Origin of the sequence: Halorussus salinisoli (assembly GCA_005239435.1) — an archaeon.
Lineage (GTDB): Archaea > Halobacteriota > Halobacteria > Halobacteriales > Haladaptataceae > Halorussus > Halorussus salinisoli.
Genome location: SZNP01000004.1, coordinates 389,108 through 409,506 on the forward strand (window position 1 = coordinate 389,108; position 20,399 = coordinate 409,506).

The window sequence follows — 20,399 nt, forward strand, 5'->3', positions numbered from 1 at the left end:
AATCCGTTCACTGCGTCCGCCGGTGACTGACCGCTTTCTGACGGCCGACCGCTTTCGTAGCCGATAGGCAAGTACGAACGTGAGAACGGTGGGTTCTGGTGGACGCTCAGTCGGCAGTTCCCCTCTCGGTCGTCTGCAGGTCCTGTTCGCTCTCCAGGTGCGAGAGGAGCGTCTCGTGGACCGCGCCGTTCGAGCCGACCAGTTCGTTGCGCGACCCGTCGTCCGGGAGCGGGTCGTACGCGCTCCCATCGGTGTTCGAGATGGTGGCTCCCGCGGCCTCGGCGATGACAATGCCGGCCGCGACGTCCCACGGATGGGTGTCGTACTCCCAGACCGCGTCGGCACTCCCGCTGGCGAGGTAACAGAGATTCAGCGCCGCCGACCCGAGACTTCGGACGCCGCGGGTTTCCCGGTAGCAGTGCGAAAGGAAAGCGCCGTCCGGGTCGTACCCCGACAGCAACATGCACTCGTCGAGCGAGTCGCGATCCGTCGTCGAAATCGGCGACCCGTCGAGGCGTGCCTGCTCGCCCTCGACTGCGCTGAACATCTCGTCGGTTTCAGGCGCGTAAACGACGCCCATGACCGGTCTATCGTCCTTCAGGAGGCCGATAGACACGGCGTAGTTGGGGTTCCCGTGCGCGAAATTACCGGTTCCGTCGAGCGGGTCGACGAGCCACGTGTACTCCCCGTCGCCTTCTATCGCGTCGCTTTCCTCCGAACGGATGCCGTGGTTCGGGAACTCGTTCGCGATGACGGTCGTGATGATATTGTCGGCCTTGTAGTCGGCTTCCGTGACGATGTCCGACTTGTCCGACTTGTACTCGACCGACTCGGTCTGCCCGTGGAGTTCACGCAGCGGTTCGCCGGCCGCGCGCGCTGCTTCCTCGGCCACCTCCTTCGCGCGGCGAAGCAGGTCTTCCTTCGCGTCGGCCAGGTCCGTGTCGACCGGGAGCAGGTGCTGTTTCCCCGTATCGTGGCGGTCTTCGCGAACGCTCCAACCGAGTTTCTCCGACACCGACGTGAAGAAGTCGTCGTCGTAACTCGTGTTCACGACGAGCGCGGAGGTATCTGCGCCCTCGATTCTGACGATGTCTTCCTCGCCGAGTTCCGCGTACGCTCGACCGCCGTCGACCTGCAGGTTCGCCGGTCCGTCGGACACGACGGTGATGGACGTTCCCGCGTCGACGACGAGCGGGCGAACGCCCATCCGGTGGGTATGTAGCGGTACGACCTGGAGCGACGCGTTGTTCTTGGGATACTGGACCGGTCCCATCGCAGACAACGAGACGCCCGTCGACCCCGTCGGCGTCGCGACTGCGAGGCCGCTGCCTTCGTACTCTCCGACAAACTCGTCGTCCGCGAACACCTGCAACCGCGTTATCTTGCGGTCCACCGGATTCTCCGGCGGGACGTGTTCGATCATGACGTCGTTGATGCCCGTACAGTCGACGCCGTTCGCTTCCACCTGGAGTTGCTGGCGCTCGTCGACGTTCGCCTTCCCCCGAATCACTTCGTCGAGCGCATCGGTGAGTTCGTCCGGTGCGATACTAGCGAGGAAGGCGAGCGTTCCGGCGTTGACCCCGAGAATCGGTATCTCTCTGGGGCTGAACTGCCGAACGCCCTCGAGGTACGTTCCGTCGCCGCCGAGCGTGACCCCGAGATACTCCGTTCCGTGCGTGTACACCGACTCGATGTCGTCGCCGACTGGAACTGCGTTCACCCGAACGTCGTAGTCGTCGGCCCAGGCTTCGATTTCGGCGAGTTCTTCGTCGCTATCGGGGCTCACGAGCGTGATTATCTCTTCTATCGTTGCTAACCGTCTTCCGTACATGGTTGTCTCCGCACTAGCCGTATTCGTACGTACGGGTCGCTGACGCTTCCGTCGGTAGTAGGCTAGCGTACGACCTCATTAACAGAGGTGTTCCGTATAAACTTCGTGTCGTTTGTCACGTCTGCCACCGGGTGTGTGAGATGTTGGCATGCGAAGGTGGTCACCACAGAACTGTGGCAAAACCGCCTGAAAATCGCTGCCGGATTACTCCGAAAGAAGCGGTGTACCGTCGGCCTTCGGACCGAGTTTCGGGCCGACCGTTCCGTCAGAATGCGGAATCGAACGCCGTTCGGTGTAGTCGGTTGACCGCTCGACCGGTACGCGCCCGATAGCGGTAATCATATCGACGTAGTCCCGAAACGACCGAAACTCCCCGTGGGCACCGCCGGCCCGCTTGGTAATCTCCTCGGACAGCAGCGTCCCCATGAAGTCGTCTGCGCCGCAGTTCAACATCTTGAGTCCGTGTTCGTCGCCGAACTTGACCCAGGAGGACTGGATGTGGTCGACGTTGTCGAGGAAGAGTCGCGACACGGCGGTCATCAGTTCGTCCTCTTCGCGGGTTGCGCCACCGTCGACCACCCCGTACTCGGCGAGCGGTGTCTGCTCGTGGACGAAAGAGAGCGGGACGAACTCGGTAATGTTGCCGGTTCGGTCCTGCAGTTCGCGCACTACCTGCAGGTGTTCAACGCGATGTTTCGCATTCTCGATATGACCGTACATGATCGTTGCCGTCATGGGGAGGCCGACGTTTGCAGCGGCCTCCATGGCGGTCACCCACTCGTCCGTCCCGATTTTCCCGGGACAGAGCACGTCACGCACTTCGTCGACGAGAATCTCTGCGGCGGTCCCCGGAACGCTGTCTAGTCCGGCGTCCTTCAGCCGAGCGTAAACCTCCTCGTAGTCCCAGTCCGTTCCGCGCCGGGCGTGATACGCCTCTTCCGGAGTCATCGAGTGGACGTGCACGTCGTCCACGCTCATCGCTCGTAACTGTTCACAGTACGTTCCAGGGTCGTCGTCGTACGCGGAAGCCGGCTTGTAGTTGACGTCGCCGTGGCCGTTCGCCGCCAGCAGTTCACGATGTTCGTCGTCGAGAACGAGTGCGGGATGGAGGCCGCTGACGGAACACACCTCGTAGATACCGCGGTCGACGGCGTCTCGCACGATTTCGCGGGATTCCGTGGGCGTCTTCGTGAAGCCGTTGTGGTCTTCCGCGTGCTCTGTCTCGAACTTCTTTGCGGAGTTCTTGAAGTTACAGAACAGACAACCGGTGTTGCAAGCGGTTGTGACGTTGTTGTTGATGTTTGCGACGAACGTGACCTCCTCACCGACGATCTCCGCACGCCGGCGGTCGGCTATTCTGAGCACTGCTTCCTTGCGCTCGCCGTCTACTCCCGGCCGGTCGGTTCCGGTCGTGAGGAGTTCGACTCCGTCCGCGACGGTGAGGCGTTCGCCCTGCTTTGCCTTCTCGAGAGCGTTCTCGAACGACTGGTCCGTCTCGGGACGATGTTCGTACACCGTCTTCCCCGATGGACCGGTCACTTCGGCGCGAAAGATATCGGCCATACTTGTACTACGACTGTCGGCTGACAAAAAAGTTGACCGCTCGGACGGTTCCCAGCGTTTCGCTCTCCGGGGGCGTATACAGAGAGTTGAACGGAGCGTGTACGAAAACGAGACATCTGTTAACGTCCCTCAAGAAGACGTGTGGATCTATACGCCGGACCGCTACGGCGTGGTATTTAAGTAGTATCGCTCTGTTCATTCAGCATGGCGATGGACCACGTAACCACGCTAGAGTGTACCATCTGTGGAAAGGAGTACGACCCTGACCAGGTCATCTACACCTGCTCCGAGCACGAAGGCGTCAAAGGGATTCTGGAGGTAAAATACGACTACGACGTCATCCACGACAATTTCGACGCCGAACTCGACGGCAGTATCGCGACCCAGTGGAAGTACGAGGCGTTCCTCCCGGTTCACGACGACGCAGACCCCGTAACGCTCAACGAGGGTGGAACGGATCTCTTCGACGCACCGAATCTCAGCGACGAACTCGGCGTTACGACGCTCGTGAAAGACGACGGCCGCAACCCGACCGGCTGTTTCAAAGACCGAGCGAGTTCCATCGCGGTGACGAAGGCCAGCAACGCGGGTCGAGACATCATCACGTGCGCGTCGACCGGCAACGCCGCCGCCTCGCTGTCCGGGTACGCCGCGCGCGGCGGTCTCGACTGCCGAATCTTCGTTCCGGGAGACGCCCCCGCCGGGAAACTGGCCCAGCCGTTGGTGTACGGTGCGGACGTGCTCGCGGTCAATGGCTCCTACGACGAGGCCTACGACCTCAGCGTCACGGTTACCGACGAGTACGGCTGGTACAACCGCAACGCGGCGATCAACCCGTTCCAGGTCGAGGGCAAGCGAACGGTCGGCCACGAACTGGCCGAACAGTCGAAGGTACGCGGCGAGGTTCCCGACTGGGTCGTCTTCTCGATGGGCGACGGGTGCACCATCGCGGGGGCGTGGAAGGGGTTCCGCGAGTTCTACGACCTCGACTACGTGGAGGACACGCCGAAGATGCTCGGCGTGCAGGCCGAGGGCGCCTCCGCGATTCACGACGCGTTCCACGCGCACGAGGACGTCGACGAAATCGCCGACACGCTGGCGGACAGCATCGCCGTCGGCCGCCCGCGAAACACCGTCAAAGCGTGTCGCGCGCTCGAGGAGAGCGACGGTACGTCCGTTCTGGTCAGCGACGAGGATATCCTCGAAGCTGAAAAACTGCTCGGGAGCACCGAGGGGATATACTCCGAACCCGCCGGCGCGGCGCCGGTCGCCGGCGTTCGGAAAGCCCTAGAAGACGGTATCGTCGACCCCGACGAAACTGTCGTCGTCAACTCCACCGGCTTCGGCCTGAAGGACACCGAGAGTGCGAAGAAAGCGACCGGCGACGTCGAACGCATCGATCCAGAACTCTCGGAAGTCCGGAACCTCTACGGTGACGCCCAGGGAACCGTCGCGGACGACTAATACCCGGAGATTCGGTGCTGCCAGTCGTCCTTCGGCGGTAGCTTCGTGACGTGAGCCCGATTTGACGAAGGTTCTTGGGCGACTGCGCCTCCCGGAATCGGGCGGATTCTCGATGCTATCCCTGCCGGTCAGTGGAACGTGAAAAGAGCGCAAGCAGAACGCCAGGCGATGCCACTGACCGTGAGCCGTCTGTGCGTGAGGCCACGTTCCGTTCGACGAACGGTTTATCTCTATACAAAAGGGGGTGTCCGCTCGGCGTTACATGTATCCGTCCGCGAATTCCTCGATCATGAGGCGGGGATCGTCCCCGAGGGGGTAGAGGATGGGACACTGACAGCCGTTCTCCGCGTACTCGCGGACCTTCTGCCGGCACTGCTCGGGCGTCCCACTGGCGGTTAGCTTGTGGACTACTTCGTCGGGGATGAGGTGCATTCCCTCCTTGATATCGTCCTTGTCGGCTGGCCATCCGCCGATGGCCTCGCCGACCTCGTCGATGAGGTCCTGGCTCACGCCGCTCGCCTTCATGATGTGGGGCTGTTGGCCCAGATACTGGGTGATGAGTTCACGGGCGTTGTCGAGCGCCTTGTCGGTGTCGTGGTCCATCGAACAGACGACCAACTGCGGCCGGTCGATGTCCTCGAGGCTCCGGTCGGCGCGTTCGGCGCCCGTCTCGAGGGCGTCGAGCGCCTTCTGGTTGTACTCAGGGCTGACGAGGTAGTTGAGCAGCGCTCCGTCAGCGAAGTGGCCGGTCAGTTCCAGCATCTTGAACCCGGTTGCGCCGACGTAGACGGGCACCGTGCGGGGTCCGGAGTCGCCGTGGACGACGTCGAGTTCGATGTCGCGGACGTTCACGAACTCGCCGTCGTAGGTGACGTTCTCCATGTCGAGGAGCCGTTTCGTCACCTCGACGCACTCGCGCATGGCCCGTAGCGGGTTCGAGCGGTCGATGCCGACCTTCTCGGCGAGCGGGTCCCACCACGCACCGATGCCACAGAGGACGCGGTTCGGCCCGGCGAGTTCCTCGAGCGTGCTCATCGTCTGGGCGATGAGCGCCGTGTTACGCGTCCAGTTGTTGATTACTCCAGAGCCGATCTTGATGTCGTCAGTTACCGCGGCGTAGGCGGCCATGGGGGTGATCGCGTCGCGGGCGAGACGAGACTCGGCCTGCCAGGCCTCGTCGAAGCCGTTCTCCTCCGCGTACTGCACCAGTTCCATGTTCTCCCGGATGGGATGTTTGTCCTGGAGATAAAGTCCGACACGGTCTCCTCGATCGCTCACTCTGTTCGTATCACTCATGGAGTCCTTCTTGAAGTAGACCGACATCTCATATATAACTATGGGTGTGTCTAACAACAATATCCCTCCACGCGATTCGACACACTGTGTGTCGAGGTCACCGACTCCAATTTGTCGGACCGAGAATCGGTGGCGGTCACCGGCCGCGTCAGACTCACTCAGAAGGTGCTCGTTCGGTCGCTTTGCGGTCGAAAAACGGTCGAGCGTTACCGTCCCACTCGTCGGTCGAACGCAGGACGGACCCGTTCCGAATCTCCGTCCGCTCACCGTTTTCGACTGCGATTTCCCCGCCGACGAGCACGTAATCCATGCCGTCCGTCAACTGGAACGGGTCTTCGTAGGTCGCGTTGGCCGACACGTCCGATAGTTCGAAAACGACGAGGTCCGCGACGTATCCTTCCTTCACGTACCCACGGTCCTCCAGGCCCAGGATGTCGGCCGGACGACCGGCGGCCTTGTAAGCCATGCGTTCGGGCGAGAGCACCTCGCGGTCGCACACGTAGCGTTCGAGGATTCGACCGAACGTTGCGATAGCCCGCGGATGGGGCTTGCCACCGAAGATGCCGTCGGTGCAGAATGTCCCCCGCTCGTCGGCGAGGAAGCGCTCGATGTCCTCCTCGGACATGATGAAGTCGGCCATCGTTACGTCGAGGTCTTCCTCGACGAGCAGTTCGCACATCGCCTCGACGGGTTCGAGATCGCGCTCGTCCGCAATCTCGGCCACGGTCTCGCCCTGGTGGGTGCCGCTAGCGGTCCTGGTGATGAGGATGTTGTCCCACGTGCCGGCCGCCCGAGCGAGATTCTCCCACTCGCCGGGCGAATCGATGTCGTCGGCGATTCGCGTCACCGTTTCGGCGTCTCGTAACCGCTCGAGGATGTCCGCGGAGTCGCCCTGACGGGCCCACGGTGGTAAGAGCGCGGTCAGCATGGTCGACCCCGCCGTGTACGGGTACTGGTCGAACGAGACGCGGTGGTCGGCGGCTTCCGCTTCGTCGAACAGGCCGAGCACCGCCTCGGACTTCCCCCAGTTCTGTTGCCCGCCCACCTTGAGGTGGGAGACGTGCGCGTGACACCCGCCGCGCTGGCAGATATCGATGTACCGGTCGATAGATTCGACGACGTAGTCCGTCTCGTTCCAGACGTGGGAGACCATGAACGAGTCGCGCTCGGCGAGGCTCTCCGCCAGCGCCTCGAGTTCGTCGTCGCGACCGTAGGAACTGGGCGGATAGATCATCCCCTTCGACATCCCGAACGCACCGTCGTCGATAGCCGCCTGCAGTTCCGCCTTCACGGTCTGGACCTCCGGTTCCGAGAGTTCGCGGTCCTCGAATCCAGCGACGAGCGACCGCAGGTTTCCGTGTGGAGCGTAGTAGGCCGCGTTGACGGCCGGGTCGGCCGCATCGAGTTCGTCCAGATACTCGCCGACAGTCTCCCACGGCCACGCTCCGTTCACGGTCCCGTCGAGCGACTGGATTCGCGTGGCCCACTCGGATTTCAGGTCCGCCGGAACTGGTGCGACGCTGACGCCGTCCTGTCCGAGCACCTCGGTCGTGATGCCCTGGGTCAGCTTCTCTTCGGCCCCCGGCGTGTGGAGGAGTCGTAAGTCCGAGTGAGCGTGCATGTCGACGAAACCGGGCGCGAGGTAGGCTCCGTCGAGGTCTATCACGCGGTTCGCGCCGATGGGTTCGTCGGCGATTCGCTGTATTCGTCCGTCTGCGACCAGGAGATGTCCGTCGTAGCCGTCCTGACCGCTCCCGTCGAGGATTCGCGCGTTTCGAAATTCGAGCGAACCGCTGCGCTGTGAGGCCATAAACTGAGATTGCTTATCACCCGTTTTGTTCTTTCGGTAGATATTATATTTGACACGTTCGGGGCAGTTGTCTCCGTCGCGACCTAACTACGGGAAGAGATCACCGTCGTGCGCAGAACTCAGTGGATGCCATATCTCGTCGGAATGTTAAAGTTGATACTGCTGGTTGATTCGTTCATGCCGGACGTCACTATCGACAACCAGCGGTACCGGGAACGATTCGAGGAGTTCAGCCAAATCGGCGCCACGGAAAACGACGGCGTCAATCGACCGTCGCTGTCGGACGAGAACAAGGAGGCTCGCGACAGGATCGTCGAGTGGTTCCACGAGGCTGGCCTGGAAGTTACGATCGACGAGATGGGGAACATCTTCGGTCGCCGCGAGGGTGCAAACTCCGACCTCGCCCCGGTCATGTTCGGGTCCCACGTCGACAGCCAGTACAACGGAGGGCGATTCGACGGCGTCGTCGGCGTCCTCGGGGCCCTCGAAGTGGTCGAGGCGCTCGACGACGCCGACGCCTCGACCGAACGGCCGCTCGAAGTCGTCGCCTGGAGCAACGAGGAGGGCGTCCGGTTCCAGCCCGACATGCTCGGTAGCGGGGTGTTCTGTGACGTCTTCGATCTGGAGTACGCCTACGAGCGTACGGACAAAGACGGCAACACCTTCGGTGACGAACTCGAACGCATCGGCTACAAGGGCGAGGTACCCTGCGAGCCCCGCGACCTGCACTGCTATTTCGAGATGCACGTCGAGCAAGGACCATTCCTCGACCAGCAGGATCTCCCGGTCGCCGCAGTCGAGGGCGTCTTCGGCTTCTCGTGGATGAACGTCACGTTCGAAGGCCAGGCCAATCACGCCGGCCCGACGCCGATGAACATGCGCCACGATGCGATGGTCGCGACCAGTGATATCGTCCAGGCCGTCCGCCGTCTCACCGCTACCGAAGGAACCGACCTCGTCGGCACTGTCGGCAGCGTCGACGTCTGGCCGAACGCGATCAACGTGATTCCGGAGACCGTCGAGTTCACCATCGACTTCCGCTCGTACGACGACGAGGTCGTCGAGTCGGCCGTCCAGGGTATCAAACGGGAGATCGAGATGGCTGCCGAACGCGAAGGTCTAGAGTACGAGTTCGAGGAGATCATGCGTATCGACGCGGATCCGTTCGACAAGGACTGCATCGACACGGTCGTCGAGTCGATCGAAGAGCGCGGGTACGACTACACCCGACTGGTCAGCGGGGCCGGCCACGACGCGAACTACCTCAACAAGATCTGTCCGACGAGCATGATCTTCGTTCCGAGCGTCGACGGTATCAGTCACCGCGAGAGCGAGTACACCGAATGGGAGGACATCCGAATCGGGACCGAAGTGCTCCTCGGGGCCGTCCAGAAGAAGGCGAACGAGTAACGGCCCGGAACTGCAGGAACTCTCATCTCGTTCGACGGTATCCCGCGACCGAAACGGGACGGGCAAAAGCATTTTAGAACGTAGATCGAGACTCTACGGTGGATATGATACTATCGGGGACCGTAGTTGCCGATTCGTCGACTATCATCCGTGACGGAAGCGTAGTCGTCACGGACTCGCGTATCGAAGCCGTCGGCAAGCGCGAGGAACTCGTCGACAGCTACCCCGGACACGAGCGGAAAGAGTACGACGTTCTCATGCCGGGGCTCGTCGGCGGACACGTCCACTCCGTCCAATCGCTGGGGCGTGGCATCGCCGACGACACCGAACTCCTCGACTGGCTGTTCGACTACGTCCTCCCGATGGAGGCGTCCCTGACCGAGGACGAGATGGAGATCGCCGCGAAGTTGGGCTACCTGGAACTCATCGAGACAGGAACCACCACCGTCATCGACCACCTCTCGGTCGCACACGCCGACCGCGCCTTCGAAGCCGCCGGCGAAATGGGACTGCGGGGCGTGATCGGGAAAGTCCTGATGGACCGCCGGTCGCCGGACGGCCTGTTCGAGGACACCGACCGAGCACTGAACGAAACCAAGCGACTCATCCGGCAGTACCACAAGTCCTACGACGATCGGATCAGGTACGCTGTCACGCCGCGCTTCGCGGTCTCCTGCACCGAGGAGTGTCTCAGAGGCGCTCGGGAGATAGCCGACGAACACGACGACGTCCGGATTCACACCCACGCGAGCGAGAACCGCAGCGAAATCGAGACGGTGAAGGAAGATACCGGAATGCGAAACATCCGTTGGCTCGACGAGGTCGGACTCACGGGCGAAGACGTCGTGCTCGCCCACTGCGTGTGGACCGACGAGTCCGAACGGGAGATTCTCGCCGAAACCGGCACGCACGTCACCCACTGTCCGTCGTCGAACATGAAGCTCGCCTCGGGTGTCGCACCCGTCTCGGACTACCTCGACCGGGGCATCAACGTCGCGCTCGGCAGCGACGGTCCGCCCTGCAACAACACCCTGGACCCGTTCACGGAGATGCGTCAGGCGAGCCTCCTCCAGAAGGTAGAGCACCTCGACCCGACGGCGACGCCGGCCAGTACCATATTCGACATGGCGACGATTAACGGTGCTGAAGCGGCCGGGTTCAGTCGTGTCGGAAAACTCCGAGAAGGCTGGCGTGCCGACGTCGTCGGCGTCCGAACGGACATCACCCGTGCGACGCCACTGCACGACGTCCTCTCACACCTCGTCTTCGCGGCGCACGGTGACGACGTCGTCTTCACGATGGTCGACGGAAACGTCCTCATGGAGGACGGCGAGGTGGTCACCGCCGACGCTGACGAGGTACGCCGCCGGGCGGACGAGGTCGACCTCGACCTCGTGGAAGCGCGTGAGACTGCCAGGCAGGTCAAACCCTAAGACGAGAGCGCTGTCCCTTCACCGGTCTCCATCTTTCCGCTCTACGATGCTGTCTACACCAAGCGTGCACGGAGTCGCGAGGCGAGCGCGTCGGTATCAATACAAGTATGAATAATTATATAAACGCCGTCACGAGATGAGGGTATTGGAGGCGCTGAGTGGTGATGACGAGGTAGTATCCGATACCGCCCGCACCGACGAATTCGAGGATGGTCACGGACCGAATCGTTATGGGGGATGGTCTCGAACGTCGAACTGTGAAAATCGACGTCAGTGGTCTGGTCTGTCCCCAACCAGTACTCGTCGTTCGCCGGTGTCTGGAGGAACTCGACTCGGGAGACGAACTGGTCGTCGTCGGTGACTATCCGCCGGCGGAGCGGAGCATCAGGCGGACCTGTTACAAACACGGATACGACGTGTCCGACGGACCGCCGCCGGACGCCGAGGACGAGTTCTCGTTGCGCATTCGCGTGAGCGAATCAGCGTCACTCACCGGTGAGTCAGCCGTTAGCGGAATTGAGTAGATGAGTTACGCTTGGTCGGCAAGGTCGTTCGGACACTGCAGACGTTCCCCGACTCCTACTGGAACTGAACGGTGAGGTCGTGCATCCCCTCGTTGTTCATCGCGAGGTTGATCAGCAGCGGCGTGATGCTTTCGACGACGCCTGTGTTGGCGAGCGGTCCGCCATCGAGTGCACGGATTCCTTCGATGTCTTCGGCCAGCGACCGGACTATCCCTTTGGCCTCGTCGTCGTCTCCAGTAACCACGACGTCGGCGGTAAGTTCGTTGTCGAGGTTGCTGAGCGCACCTGCGGCGAGGTTCTGGAACGCGCCAACGACGGGGACGCCGGCGGGAGCGGCTGCCGCGATGGTTTCGGCGACGGTTCCCGACTCGGGTGGGTCGTAGTGGAACCCGTCGGCGTCGCGGGCCATCTGCACGGCCGGGCTCACGAGTACGTCACCTTCGTCGAGCGCTGGTGCGACCGCTTCGACGGTATCCGAAGTGTACTGAGGCGGAACGCTCACTACGACTACTTCAGCGCGGGCCGCGGCCTCTTCGTTGCCGTATCCCTCAAGGTCGTGTTCGACGCCGCGCTCACTCAGTTGCGTCTGGTATGCGTCGGCTTTGCTCGCTGCCTTCTCCGGCTTCCGAGATCCGACGAGGACCGTGTGTTCCGTGTCGTGAGCCCAGCGCAGTGCGAGTCCTTCACCGATGTCGCCGGTACCGCCGAGGAGTGCTATCTCCATGCGGGTGAGATTCACATCCTCGTTAAAAAATGTACCTGCTGTGGAGAATGTTCTGTCGGGAAGTGCGGCGTTTGGCGGGTGGTTGCCACACGATCTGTTACGTGCTACGGTGATGGGACGCTGACGTGTCACGGGGATGGGTCGCTGATGAGTGGTCTCCGTCGGAGCGAATCGGGGCGTCTCGGGCACACGGGACCGACCGGCGATCCGTCTCGGTCTCCGATGCCAGTCGCGTCGAACCCCGTGTCAACCGCAACCATAGATATTTGTATCGCGGTCTCACATTTTACGGTACAACGAGTGTGCCAGTAGTGCACATAACGGAGGCAACATCGTGAAGATTGACTTGACAATCAACGGCGAACCGAACACTGTCGAGGTCGGTAGCGAGGAGGACCTGGCGACGGTGCTGCGACGGGAGGGATACACCGGCGTAAAGTGCGGCTGTGACGGTGGCGTCTGCGGCGCGTCCAAGGTTCTCGTCGACGGAGGAGCAGAGATGGCCTGTGGCATGGCGGCCGAGGAAGCCGACGGTCGCGAGATCGTCACCATCGAAGGCCTCGGTAGCCAGGACGATCTGCACCCCATCCAGCAGGCCTTCGTGGACCACTTTGCAGTACAGTGCGGGTTCTGTATCCCCGGTATGATACTGCAGGCCAAGTCGCTGCTCGCGGACAACCCGGACCCGTCCGAGGCGGAGGTCCGCGAAGCCATCGACGACAATATCTGTCGGTGTACGGGCTATCAGAAACCGGTCGAGGCGATTCTCGACGCGGCCGGACGCATGCGCGGCGAACGGGCCGCCGTGACCGATGGCGGCACGTCAGCTAACTCCCCTCGCGGAGGTGAGTCTCATGAGTAACGACGCGAACGAACCGAAGGCGGACGGCGGGGCGGCATCGCAACCTATCGGAGAGGAACTCGAAGAACTCGAAGAACACCCCCTCGAGTGGGACGAGCCCGCGAACAACAGGAAAGCACCCGACGAGCGCGAGAGCGTCTCCAAGCCGTCCGAAAAGGACGACGATCGAAAACTCGTCACCGGCGAGGCGAAGTACACCTCGGACTACGACGAACAGTTCCCGGACCTCGCGCACGCCGAGGTCGTCCGGAGTGAAATTCCGCACGGACGCGTAGTCGACGTCGATACGAGCGAGGCCGAAGCGATGGACGGCGTTCATGCGGTCCTCACGCCGTGGTCCGATGCGGTGCCGGACGCGAAGTACACGAGCGCGGGTCAGTCCTACCCCGAGCCGAGTCCGTGGGACATGAACGTGCTCAACGAGCGCGTCCGCTACGTCGGCGACCCCATCGCGGCCGTCGCCGCCGAAACTGCCGAGACCGCCGCGACCGCAGCCGAGACGATCGAGGTCGAGTACGAGGAGGACGACTACGTCCTCGACCCCGAGGAGGCGTTCAGCGAGGACGCCCCGCAGCTCTTCGACAAGGACGACGTCGAGAACAAGATCGTCGGCCACGACTACGCACGCAACCGGATGTCCCATATCGAGGGAGAGCTCGGCGACGTCGAGGCGGCGATGGAACGGGACGACGTTCGCGTCCACGAGACCGAATGGGAAACGGTTCGCCAATCACACGCGCAGGTCGAGAAGCACACCTCGCTGGCGTACACCGACGAGGACAACCGACACGTGGTGATTACGAGCACGCAGGTCCCGAACCACACGCGGCGACAGCTGGCGCACTTGTTCGACATCCCGATTCGGGACATCCGGGTCAAGAAGCCCCGAGTCGGCGGTGGCTTCGGCGGTAAGCAGGCGATGGTCGTCGAACCGATTCCGCTCGCGCTGTCGCTGGCGGCCGACCGCCCGGTGATGTACGAAGCGTCTCGGGCGGAGGAGTTCTCCGCGATGCGCTCGCGTCATCCGATGCGGGTGCGAGCCCGTTCTGCGGTCACCGAAGACGGCACCATCGAAGCTATCGAACTGTACGCGCTCTCGAACACCGGCGCGTACGGGAGCCACGGGATGACGGTCGCCGGCAACGTCGGTAGCAAGCCGATGCCGCTGTACTCGAAGGTCCCGAACGTCCGCTTCGAAGCCGATATCGTACACACGAACACGCCCCAGACCGGCGCGATGCGGGGGTACGGCGCTCCGCAGGGGACTCTCGCACTCGAGGGGCACCTGGACGAGGTGGCCCGCGACCTGGATGTCGACCCCGTCGAGTTCCGCCGGCGCCACTACATGGAGGTCGGTGACCTCGACGAGATCGCGGGCATGATGGGTGGCGAGGGTGCCAAACGCCGTATTCGGTCCTGCGGTCTCGACGAGTGCATCGAGCGCGGCAAGGAGGCCATCGGCTGGGACGACGTCGAACAACCCGACGCCGACCACCTCCACCGCGGGATCGGCATGGCGCTCTCCGCACAGGGGACGGGCGTCGCCGGCGACGAACTCGGTGCCGCTCAGATCATGATGAACGAGGACGGCTCGTTCCACCTGATGGTCGGCGGCGTCGACATCGGGACGGGAGCCGACACCGCGTTCATCCAGATTGCCGCGGAGGTGCTCGGCGTCGACGAAGAAAACATCGTGGTCAGGTCTTCGGATACCGACACCACGCCGTTCGACTACGGCGCGTACGCGTCATCGACGACCTACATCAGCGGGATGGCGGTGAAGAAGGCCGCCGAAGACGCGAAAGAACGAATCCTCCACTGGGGGTCGAAGCTCCTCGACGAACCCGCGGAGAACCTCGAGACTCGCGGGGGCGAGGTCTACAGCGAGGAGACCGGCGAAAGCGTCTCACTCGAAGAGGTAGGGTTCGAGGCCGCCTACGGTGACGAAGAGCGCGAGCACATCCTCGGAAAAGGCACCCACTGTACCGAGGAAAGCCCGCCGCCGTTCGCCGCGCAGTTCGTCGACGTGACGGTCGATGCGGAGACCGGCGAGTTCGACGTCAATAACATGGCGGTGGCTGTCGACTGCGGCGTCGCTATCAATCCCGGTATGGCCGAGGGCCAGATCGAGGGGGCGAACCACATGAGTTACGAGATGGCGGTCAACGAAGGCATCACGTTCGACGACGAGGGGCGCGCCGAGGTCACGGACTTCGACGACTACGAGTTCCCGACTGCGGCCGAGTCGCCGCCGATAGAGTCCATCCTGGTCGAGACCCACGAGCCGACCGGGCCGTTCGGTGCGAAATCCGTCGCCGAAGTGCCGACGAACACCGTCCCGCCGGCGCTCAGTAACGCGATTCGCGAGGCCGTCGGCGTCCGCATCGACGAGATGCCGATCACGGCCGAGAAGATACGGCGGGCAATGGACGCGCGAGACGAGTAACGGCACGTAGTCGTTTCCCGTACTTCCGCTGGCGATCTTTCTCGAACGGCGACAGGATAGCGAACTCGCGTTTGCTGGACCCGAACTGCGCACGGCATGTGGAACGACAACACGAGGCAAGATATTTGTACACAGTGGTGTCATTATTGGGATATGCTCGCTGGGGGCACGGATACACGAATTAGAGGGACCGACAGGGCCCGTCGAAACCCGACTGGGAGGCCGTCACGATGAGTGACCGCGTCGACTTGCTGATACGGGGGACGTTGGTAAACGTCAACACCGGCAATCTACAGGACCGACCGGTGGCCGTCGATGATGGTGAGATAGTGGCTCTCGAAGAACGGCCGGCGGAGCGCGAACTCGAAACCGGGTACGTCACGCCGGGACTCATCGACGCACACATGCACGTCGAATCGTCGATGGTGACGCTCCCGCGATACGGTGCCGCCGTGGTTCCCCGGGGCGTGACCAGCGTCATTCACGACCCACACGAAATCGCGAACGTACTCGGCACGCGAGGCGTTCGTGACGTCATCGAGGACGCCATACACACACCATTGAAAGCCCGATTCACCGTCCCGTCGTCGGTGCCGGCGTCTCACCTTCAGGACGGTGGTGCGACCATGGACGCCGACGACGTGGCGGAACTACTCGACGCGGACAGGGTCGTCGCCCTCGGTGAAGTTATGAACATCCCGGGCCTGCTCGCTGGCGACGAGGAAGTGCACAGCAAGATTACGGCCGCCTGTGAACGCGGATTGACGGTCGACGGACACGCGCCTCGCGTTACCGGGGCTGACCTTCAGGAAGTCGCCCGTTATCTCGATAACGATCACGAGAGCATCGCTCTCGACGAGGCACACGAGAAGGTGGCAGCGGGCCTCCGCGTCTACCTCCGTGAAGGTTCGGCGAGCAAGAACCTCGAAGATCTCGTGGGTCTAGTCGACGATGTCGACACGCGCCGCCTGTCTCTGTGTACCGATGACCGGGACGTCGAGGACCTAGTCGAGTGCGGCGGTGTCGACTTCGCCGTCGAGAAGGCCATTCGGTTGGGCGTCGATCCAGTCGAGGCGGTCCAGATGGCCACCATCAACACTGCCGAGAGTTACGATCTGCCGTTCGGCCGAATCGAACCCGGAGCACCGGCCGATCTGGTGTTGCTCGAGAATCTCGAGTCGTGGGACGTAGAGCACGTCCTCGTCGACGGCTATCTCGACCCGACCGAAGGCGCGGGCGAACCACCGGCTTCGGAGGTTGCGACTGACACCGTCGAATTCGAACCGGTAACCGGTGCAGACCTGGCGATCGAACATCCCGGCCCTGGACCGGTCGAGGTCCGGGTTGTAGACGCCGAAGGCGGCCTCCAGACTGCCCGCATGACGGCCGAGGTGCCGGTCGACGTTACGGGTTCGCCCGCGGAGCTTGACGGCGCTCTCGTCGCGGATACGGACGCAGACGTTCTTCCGCTGGCGGTCATCGAGCGTCACGGTGGCGATGGCGGCATCGGCCGCGGTTTCGTCTATCGACTGGGTCTCGAACGCGGTGCCGTGGGTTCGACGGTGGCGCACGACGCGCACAACTGCATCGTGGCCGGAACGGACCACGCCGCGATGGCGCGTGTCGCCAATCATCTCCGCGAGATAGACGGCGGAGTTGCGGCGTACGACCCGACGTCGGACGAACTGACGTCGCTTTCACTCCCGGTCGCGGGATTGATGTCCGACGAACCGCTCGCCGACGTCAAAAGGAAGTTCGAAACGGTCGAGGAGGCCGCTCGCGATATCGGGCTTTCTCACGACGGGGGCATGATGGAACTGTCCTTCCTGGCGCTGGAGGTCATTCCGAAATACCGTCTCACTAATAACGGACTCGTCGACGTGGACGCTTTCGACTACGTTGACGTTCTGGCTAGCGATTGAGCCGTCGGGCTCTGCGGATTGTGACGATTCACTATCACGTCCGGTCCTCAGGGAGAAACGAAAACGAAGCGGTGACTTAATCGTCGTTGTCCACAGTCGCCTTCGGACCGAGCTCCGTGGTGGTGCTCTCGTCGACTTCGTCGGGAGACTTCGGAATCACGTTGTCGAGGATTAGCGACACGAGAGCGGTCACCACGACGGCCTCGCCGAAGAAGGTCTGTGCCTGTTCGGGTAGCTGCTGGAGTATCTCCGGTCGCGTGGCGACGCCGAGGCCGAGACCGATGGACGCCGCGATAATCACCATGTTGCGCTGGTTGAGGTTGACGTTGTCGTTGAGGATCTTGAACCCGTTGGAGAGGACCATGCCGAACATGACGAGGGTGGCACCTCCGAGGACCGGATTCGGCATCGTCGAGAACACCGCACTCACCTTCGGGACGAATCCGAGCAGGACCAGGATACCGCCTCCGACGGCGACGACGATTCGACTCATGATGCCGGTGAACGTAACGACGCCGACGTTCTGGGCGAACGAGGTGTTCGGGAACGCACCGAACAGACCGGCGACGCCGCTCATCACGCCATCGGCCAGCAGTCCGCCCTTGAGTTCGCTCTCCTCCGGTTTGCGGTCCTCGACGGCCGTGATGGCCGAGATGTGACCGATAGTTTCCATCGACGTCGTGACGTAGATGACGCCGAGTATCAGGATGGGAACGGGCTCGAACGCGATACCGAACTTCAGCGGCGTCGGATAGGCGAACCAAGCCGCTTCGGCGATCGGGGAGAAGTCGACGATCCCCAGGGCCGCAGCGGCGACGTATCCGGCGACGATACCGATGAGCAGACTGAGAACCCGAAGGTAGCCGTCGAACAACTGGTTCAAACCGATCGCGATGACGAACACGAGACCGCCGACGGCGAGGTTCACCGGTGCTCCGTAGTTCGACGCGTCGACACCACCGGCCAGATAATCCATTCCGACCGGAATGAGGTACAGGCCGATTATCACGACTATCAAGCCGTTTACGAGCGGTGTGAAATACTCCTCGAACCATTCGAACTTCCACCCGATGAAGATTTCGACGACGGCAGCGACGACACACGCACCGAATGCCGCGGATAGGCTGTACTGCGTCGCCACCCCGATTATCGCCCCGACGAACGCGAAACTCGTTCCCATGACGATCGGCAGTCGGGCACCAACCGGTCCGATCGGCATCGCCTGTACTATCGTCGCAATCCCGGCGAACAGCAGCGCCATCTGAACGAGGAACGTCGTCTGACCCGTCGCGAGCCCAACTGCACCCGCGATTATCAACGGCGGTGCGATGTTGGGGAGAATCATTGCCAGAATGTGCTGAAGGCCGAGCGGAATCGATTCGCGCATCGGTGGCTCGTCGTCGATACCGTAGACGATGTCTACGCTGGAGTCACTATCCGCCATGCCATGTCATTTCATGCCAACACACTATATACCTTTCCATTAATCGACATATAACAAGATTGCGTACGTTTCTATTCCATTTGATGGATTCGACTAACCAATGTTCAGCAGTGCCTGGCGTGGACCACCCGCGTCCAACGATCGCTGCCCGGACCAACGAGGGAAGCGGGAGAGCCCCGATTCAGACGACCGTCTGCATAACGCCACTCGTTCTGACGATAAAGTAAACGACGAACGCAGCGGCGAGCGCCCACTGGCCGACACGGACGTCACTCCACTCGCCCTGTGCAGTCTTCACGATCGGATAGCTGATGATTCCTGCAGCGATACCGTAGGCGATGGAGAACGTCAGCGGCATGATGAGGATGGTCATCCCCGCCGGGACGGCGTGCGAGAGGTCGTCCCATTGGATGTCAGTCACGTTTTGCAGCATCAACAGCGCAACGACGACGAGCGCGATGTGAGAGGCGTACAGCGGAATCGCGGCGGCGAGAGGCACGACTACCAGCGCTGCGAGGAACAACAGTCCTACGACGAGCGCGGTCATGCCCGTCCGACCGCCCTCCTCGACACCGGTCGCGGACTCGATGTACGTGGTGACCGTCGACGTGCCTATCATACCGCCGACGGTCGTCCCGATGGCGTCGGCCATCAGTGGTTTCTCGATGTCGGGGAGGTTACCGTCCTCGTCGAGGAAGCCAGCGACCTGCGAGACGCCGGTGAGCGTCCCGGCGGTGTCGAAGAAGTCCACGAAGAAGAACGTGAACACGACGAGTGCGAACGCGAAGGCGTCGAGGTTCTGGAAGCCCTGAACGAACGCGCCGACCAGCGGTGCGATGTTGTACTGTGCGTTCGGGATTTCCACCGTCAACGTTCCAGCCTGGACCAGGCCAGCGGCTTCGATAGCGTAGCCCGCGACCGTCGTCGCGATAATGCCGAGGACGATGGACCCCTTGATACCGCGCGCGTACAGCATCAGCGTCAGAAACAGGCCCAACACTGACACGATAGCGATGGGGTCGGACGCGACGCCGCCGAGCGTTACGAGTGTTGCCGGGTCGTCGACGACCACCTGCATCTCCTCCAAGCCGATGATGGCGAGGAACAGTCCGATTCCCGTGCCGACCGCGAACTTCACGGGCTCGGGGAACAGATGGATAACGTACTTCCGTGCGCCGGCGGCCGTGAGAGCGATGAACAGGACGCCTTCGGTCACGACCGCGGCGAGCGCCGTCTGCCACGGAATACCGAGTGCGCCGATCACCGTGAACGCGAAGAATGCGTTCAGACCGAGGCCGGGGGCCTGTGCGAACGGCCGGTTGGCGTAGAACGCCATCACGAAGATGGCAACTGCGGCCGCCAGAACGGTGACGACGGCCAACATCTGCCGGACTTCGCCCGGCGTGTATCCATCCATGATGATTCCCGGTTTCGACCCGGGTATACCTGCCATGATAGCAGGGTTCACTACGACGATGTACGACATCGTCAGGAACGTCGTTATTCCCGCAATTATCTCCGTTCGTGCGTCGGTACCGTGCTCTTCGAAGCCGAAGTACTCGGCGAACCACGACTCCTGCGCCACCTCTCCGGTTTCCGGCTCATCACTGGCTATTACGTCGTCCGGGCTTGTCTCCCCTGACATAGAGTGACGTGAGTAACGTTATCAC

General features: G+C 62.3%; 14 protein-coding genes. 7 read left to right on the plus strand and 7 right to left on the minus strand.

Features of this window, described 5'->3' with window-relative positions; translation table 11 throughout:
- Positions 1–106: 106 nt before the first annotated feature.
- Together E2484_RS13170 and cofH are read right to left on the minus strand one after the other, a co-directional pair.
- The gene (locus tag E2484_RS13170; RefSeq protein WP_137285662.1) at positions 107–1,831 is read right to left on the minus strand and encodes an inositol monophosphatase family protein; all 1,725 of its coding nucleotides are present in this window, start codon (positions 1,829–1,831) and stop codon (positions 107–109) included.
- A gap of 204 nt (positions 1,832–2,035) precedes the next feature.
- Positions 2,036–3,394 (minus strand): 7,8-didemethyl-8-hydroxy-5-deazariboflavin synthase subunit CofH, encoded by a 1,359-nt coding sequence (gene cofH / locus E2484_RS13175; RefSeq protein WP_137285663.1) that lies wholly within the window; start codon positions 3,392–3,394, stop codon positions 2,036–2,038.
- Positions 3,395–3,598: 204 nt separating this feature from the next.
- Here cofH and thrC point away from each other — a divergent pair, with 204 nt between their 5' ends.
- Complete coding sequence (thrC, locus tag E2484_RS13180; RefSeq protein WP_137285664.1) at positions 3,599–4,858, plus strand: threonine synthase; 1,260 nt, start codon at positions 3,599–3,601, stop codon at positions 4,856–4,858.
- Positions 4,859–5,116: 258 nt separating this feature from the next.
- On the opposite strand, the gene E2484_RS13185 is transcribed toward thrC, so the two are convergent.
- Complete coding sequence (locus E2484_RS13185; protein ID WP_137285665.1) at positions 5,117–6,154, minus strand: LLM class flavin-dependent oxidoreductase; 1,038 nt, start codon at positions 6,152–6,154, stop codon at positions 5,117–5,119.
- A 154-nt stretch (positions 6,155–6,308) separates the two neighbouring features.
- Positions 6,309–7,964, minus strand: coding sequence for an N-acyl-D-amino-acid deacylase family protein (locus tag E2484_RS13190; protein ID WP_137285666.1), 1,656 nt, complete (start codon positions 7,962–7,964; stop codon positions 6,309–6,311).
- Between the two features lie 177 nt (positions 7,965–8,141).
- On the opposite strand from E2484_RS13190, the gene E2484_RS13195 reads away from it, so the two are divergent.
- From E2484_RS13195 to E2484_RS13210, 3 genes are all read left to right on the plus strand, one after another.
- Positions 8,142–9,374, plus strand: a complete 1,233-nt coding sequence (locus E2484_RS13195) for a Zn-dependent hydrolase (protein WP_137285667.1) — start codon at positions 8,142–8,144, stop codon at positions 9,372–9,374.
- Between the two features lie 104 nt (positions 9,375–9,478).
- Positions 9,479–10,807 (plus strand): 5'-deoxyadenosine deaminase, encoded by a 1,329-nt coding sequence (locus E2484_RS13200; protein ID WP_137285668.1) that lies wholly within the window; start codon positions 9,479–9,481, stop codon positions 10,805–10,807.
- 257 nt (positions 10,808–11,064) lie between these two features.
- Positions 11,065–11,331: a sulfurtransferase TusA family protein gene (locus E2484_RS13210; RefSeq protein WP_321112614.1), complete on the plus strand. Its 267-nt coding sequence runs from the start codon at positions 11,065–11,067 to the stop codon at positions 11,329–11,331.
- Between the two features lie 55 nt (positions 11,332–11,386).
- Here E2484_RS13210 and npdG read toward each other — a convergent pair whose 3' ends face one another.
- On the minus strand, positions 11,387–12,055 hold the full coding sequence (gene npdG / locus E2484_RS13215) for an NADPH-dependent F420 reductase (protein ID WP_137285670.1): 669 nt from the start codon (positions 12,053–12,055) through the stop codon (positions 11,387–11,389).
- Positions 12,056–12,389: 334 nt separating this feature from the next.
- Between npdG and E2484_RS13220 the strand changes: the two genes are divergently transcribed.
- The 3 genes from E2484_RS13220 (at position 12,390) to E2484_RS13230 (ending at position 17,285) form a co-directional block, all read left to right on the plus strand.
- Positions 12,390–12,917: a (2Fe-2S)-binding protein gene (locus E2484_RS13220; RefSeq protein WP_137285671.1), complete on the plus strand. Its 528-nt coding sequence runs from the start codon at positions 12,390–12,392 to the stop codon at positions 12,915–12,917.
- Entirely contained in the window at positions 12,910–15,363 is a 2,454-nt protein-coding gene (locus E2484_RS13225; RefSeq protein WP_137285672.1) for a xanthine dehydrogenase family protein molybdopterin-binding subunit, read from the plus strand. Before E2484_RS13220 ends, E2484_RS13225 begins: the two co-directional genes overlap by 8 nt.
- 230 nt (positions 15,364–15,593) lie before the next feature.
- Positions 15,594–17,285 carry an adenine deaminase gene (locus tag E2484_RS13230; RefSeq protein ID WP_137285673.1) on the plus strand — a complete coding sequence of 564 codons (1,692 nt, stop codon included), beginning with the start codon at positions 15,594–15,596 and terminating at the stop codon, positions 17,283–17,285.
- Positions 17,286–17,361: 76 nt separating this feature from the next.
- Here the strand turns inward: E2484_RS13230 and E2484_RS13235 are convergent, their stop codons facing one another.
- Both E2484_RS13235 and E2484_RS13240 read right to left on the minus strand, forming a co-directional pair.
- Positions 17,362–18,729: a uracil-xanthine permease family protein gene (locus E2484_RS13235; RefSeq protein WP_137285674.1), complete on the minus strand. Its 1,368-nt coding sequence runs from the start codon at positions 18,727–18,729 to the stop codon at positions 17,362–17,364.
- Between the two features lie 181 nt (positions 18,730–18,910).
- A complete protein-coding gene (locus E2484_RS13240) occupies positions 18,911–20,374 on the minus strand; it encodes an NCS2 family permease (RefSeq protein WP_137285675.1) in 1,464 nt (487 codons plus the stop codon).
- Between the last annotated feature and the right edge of the window lie 25 nt (positions 20,375–20,399).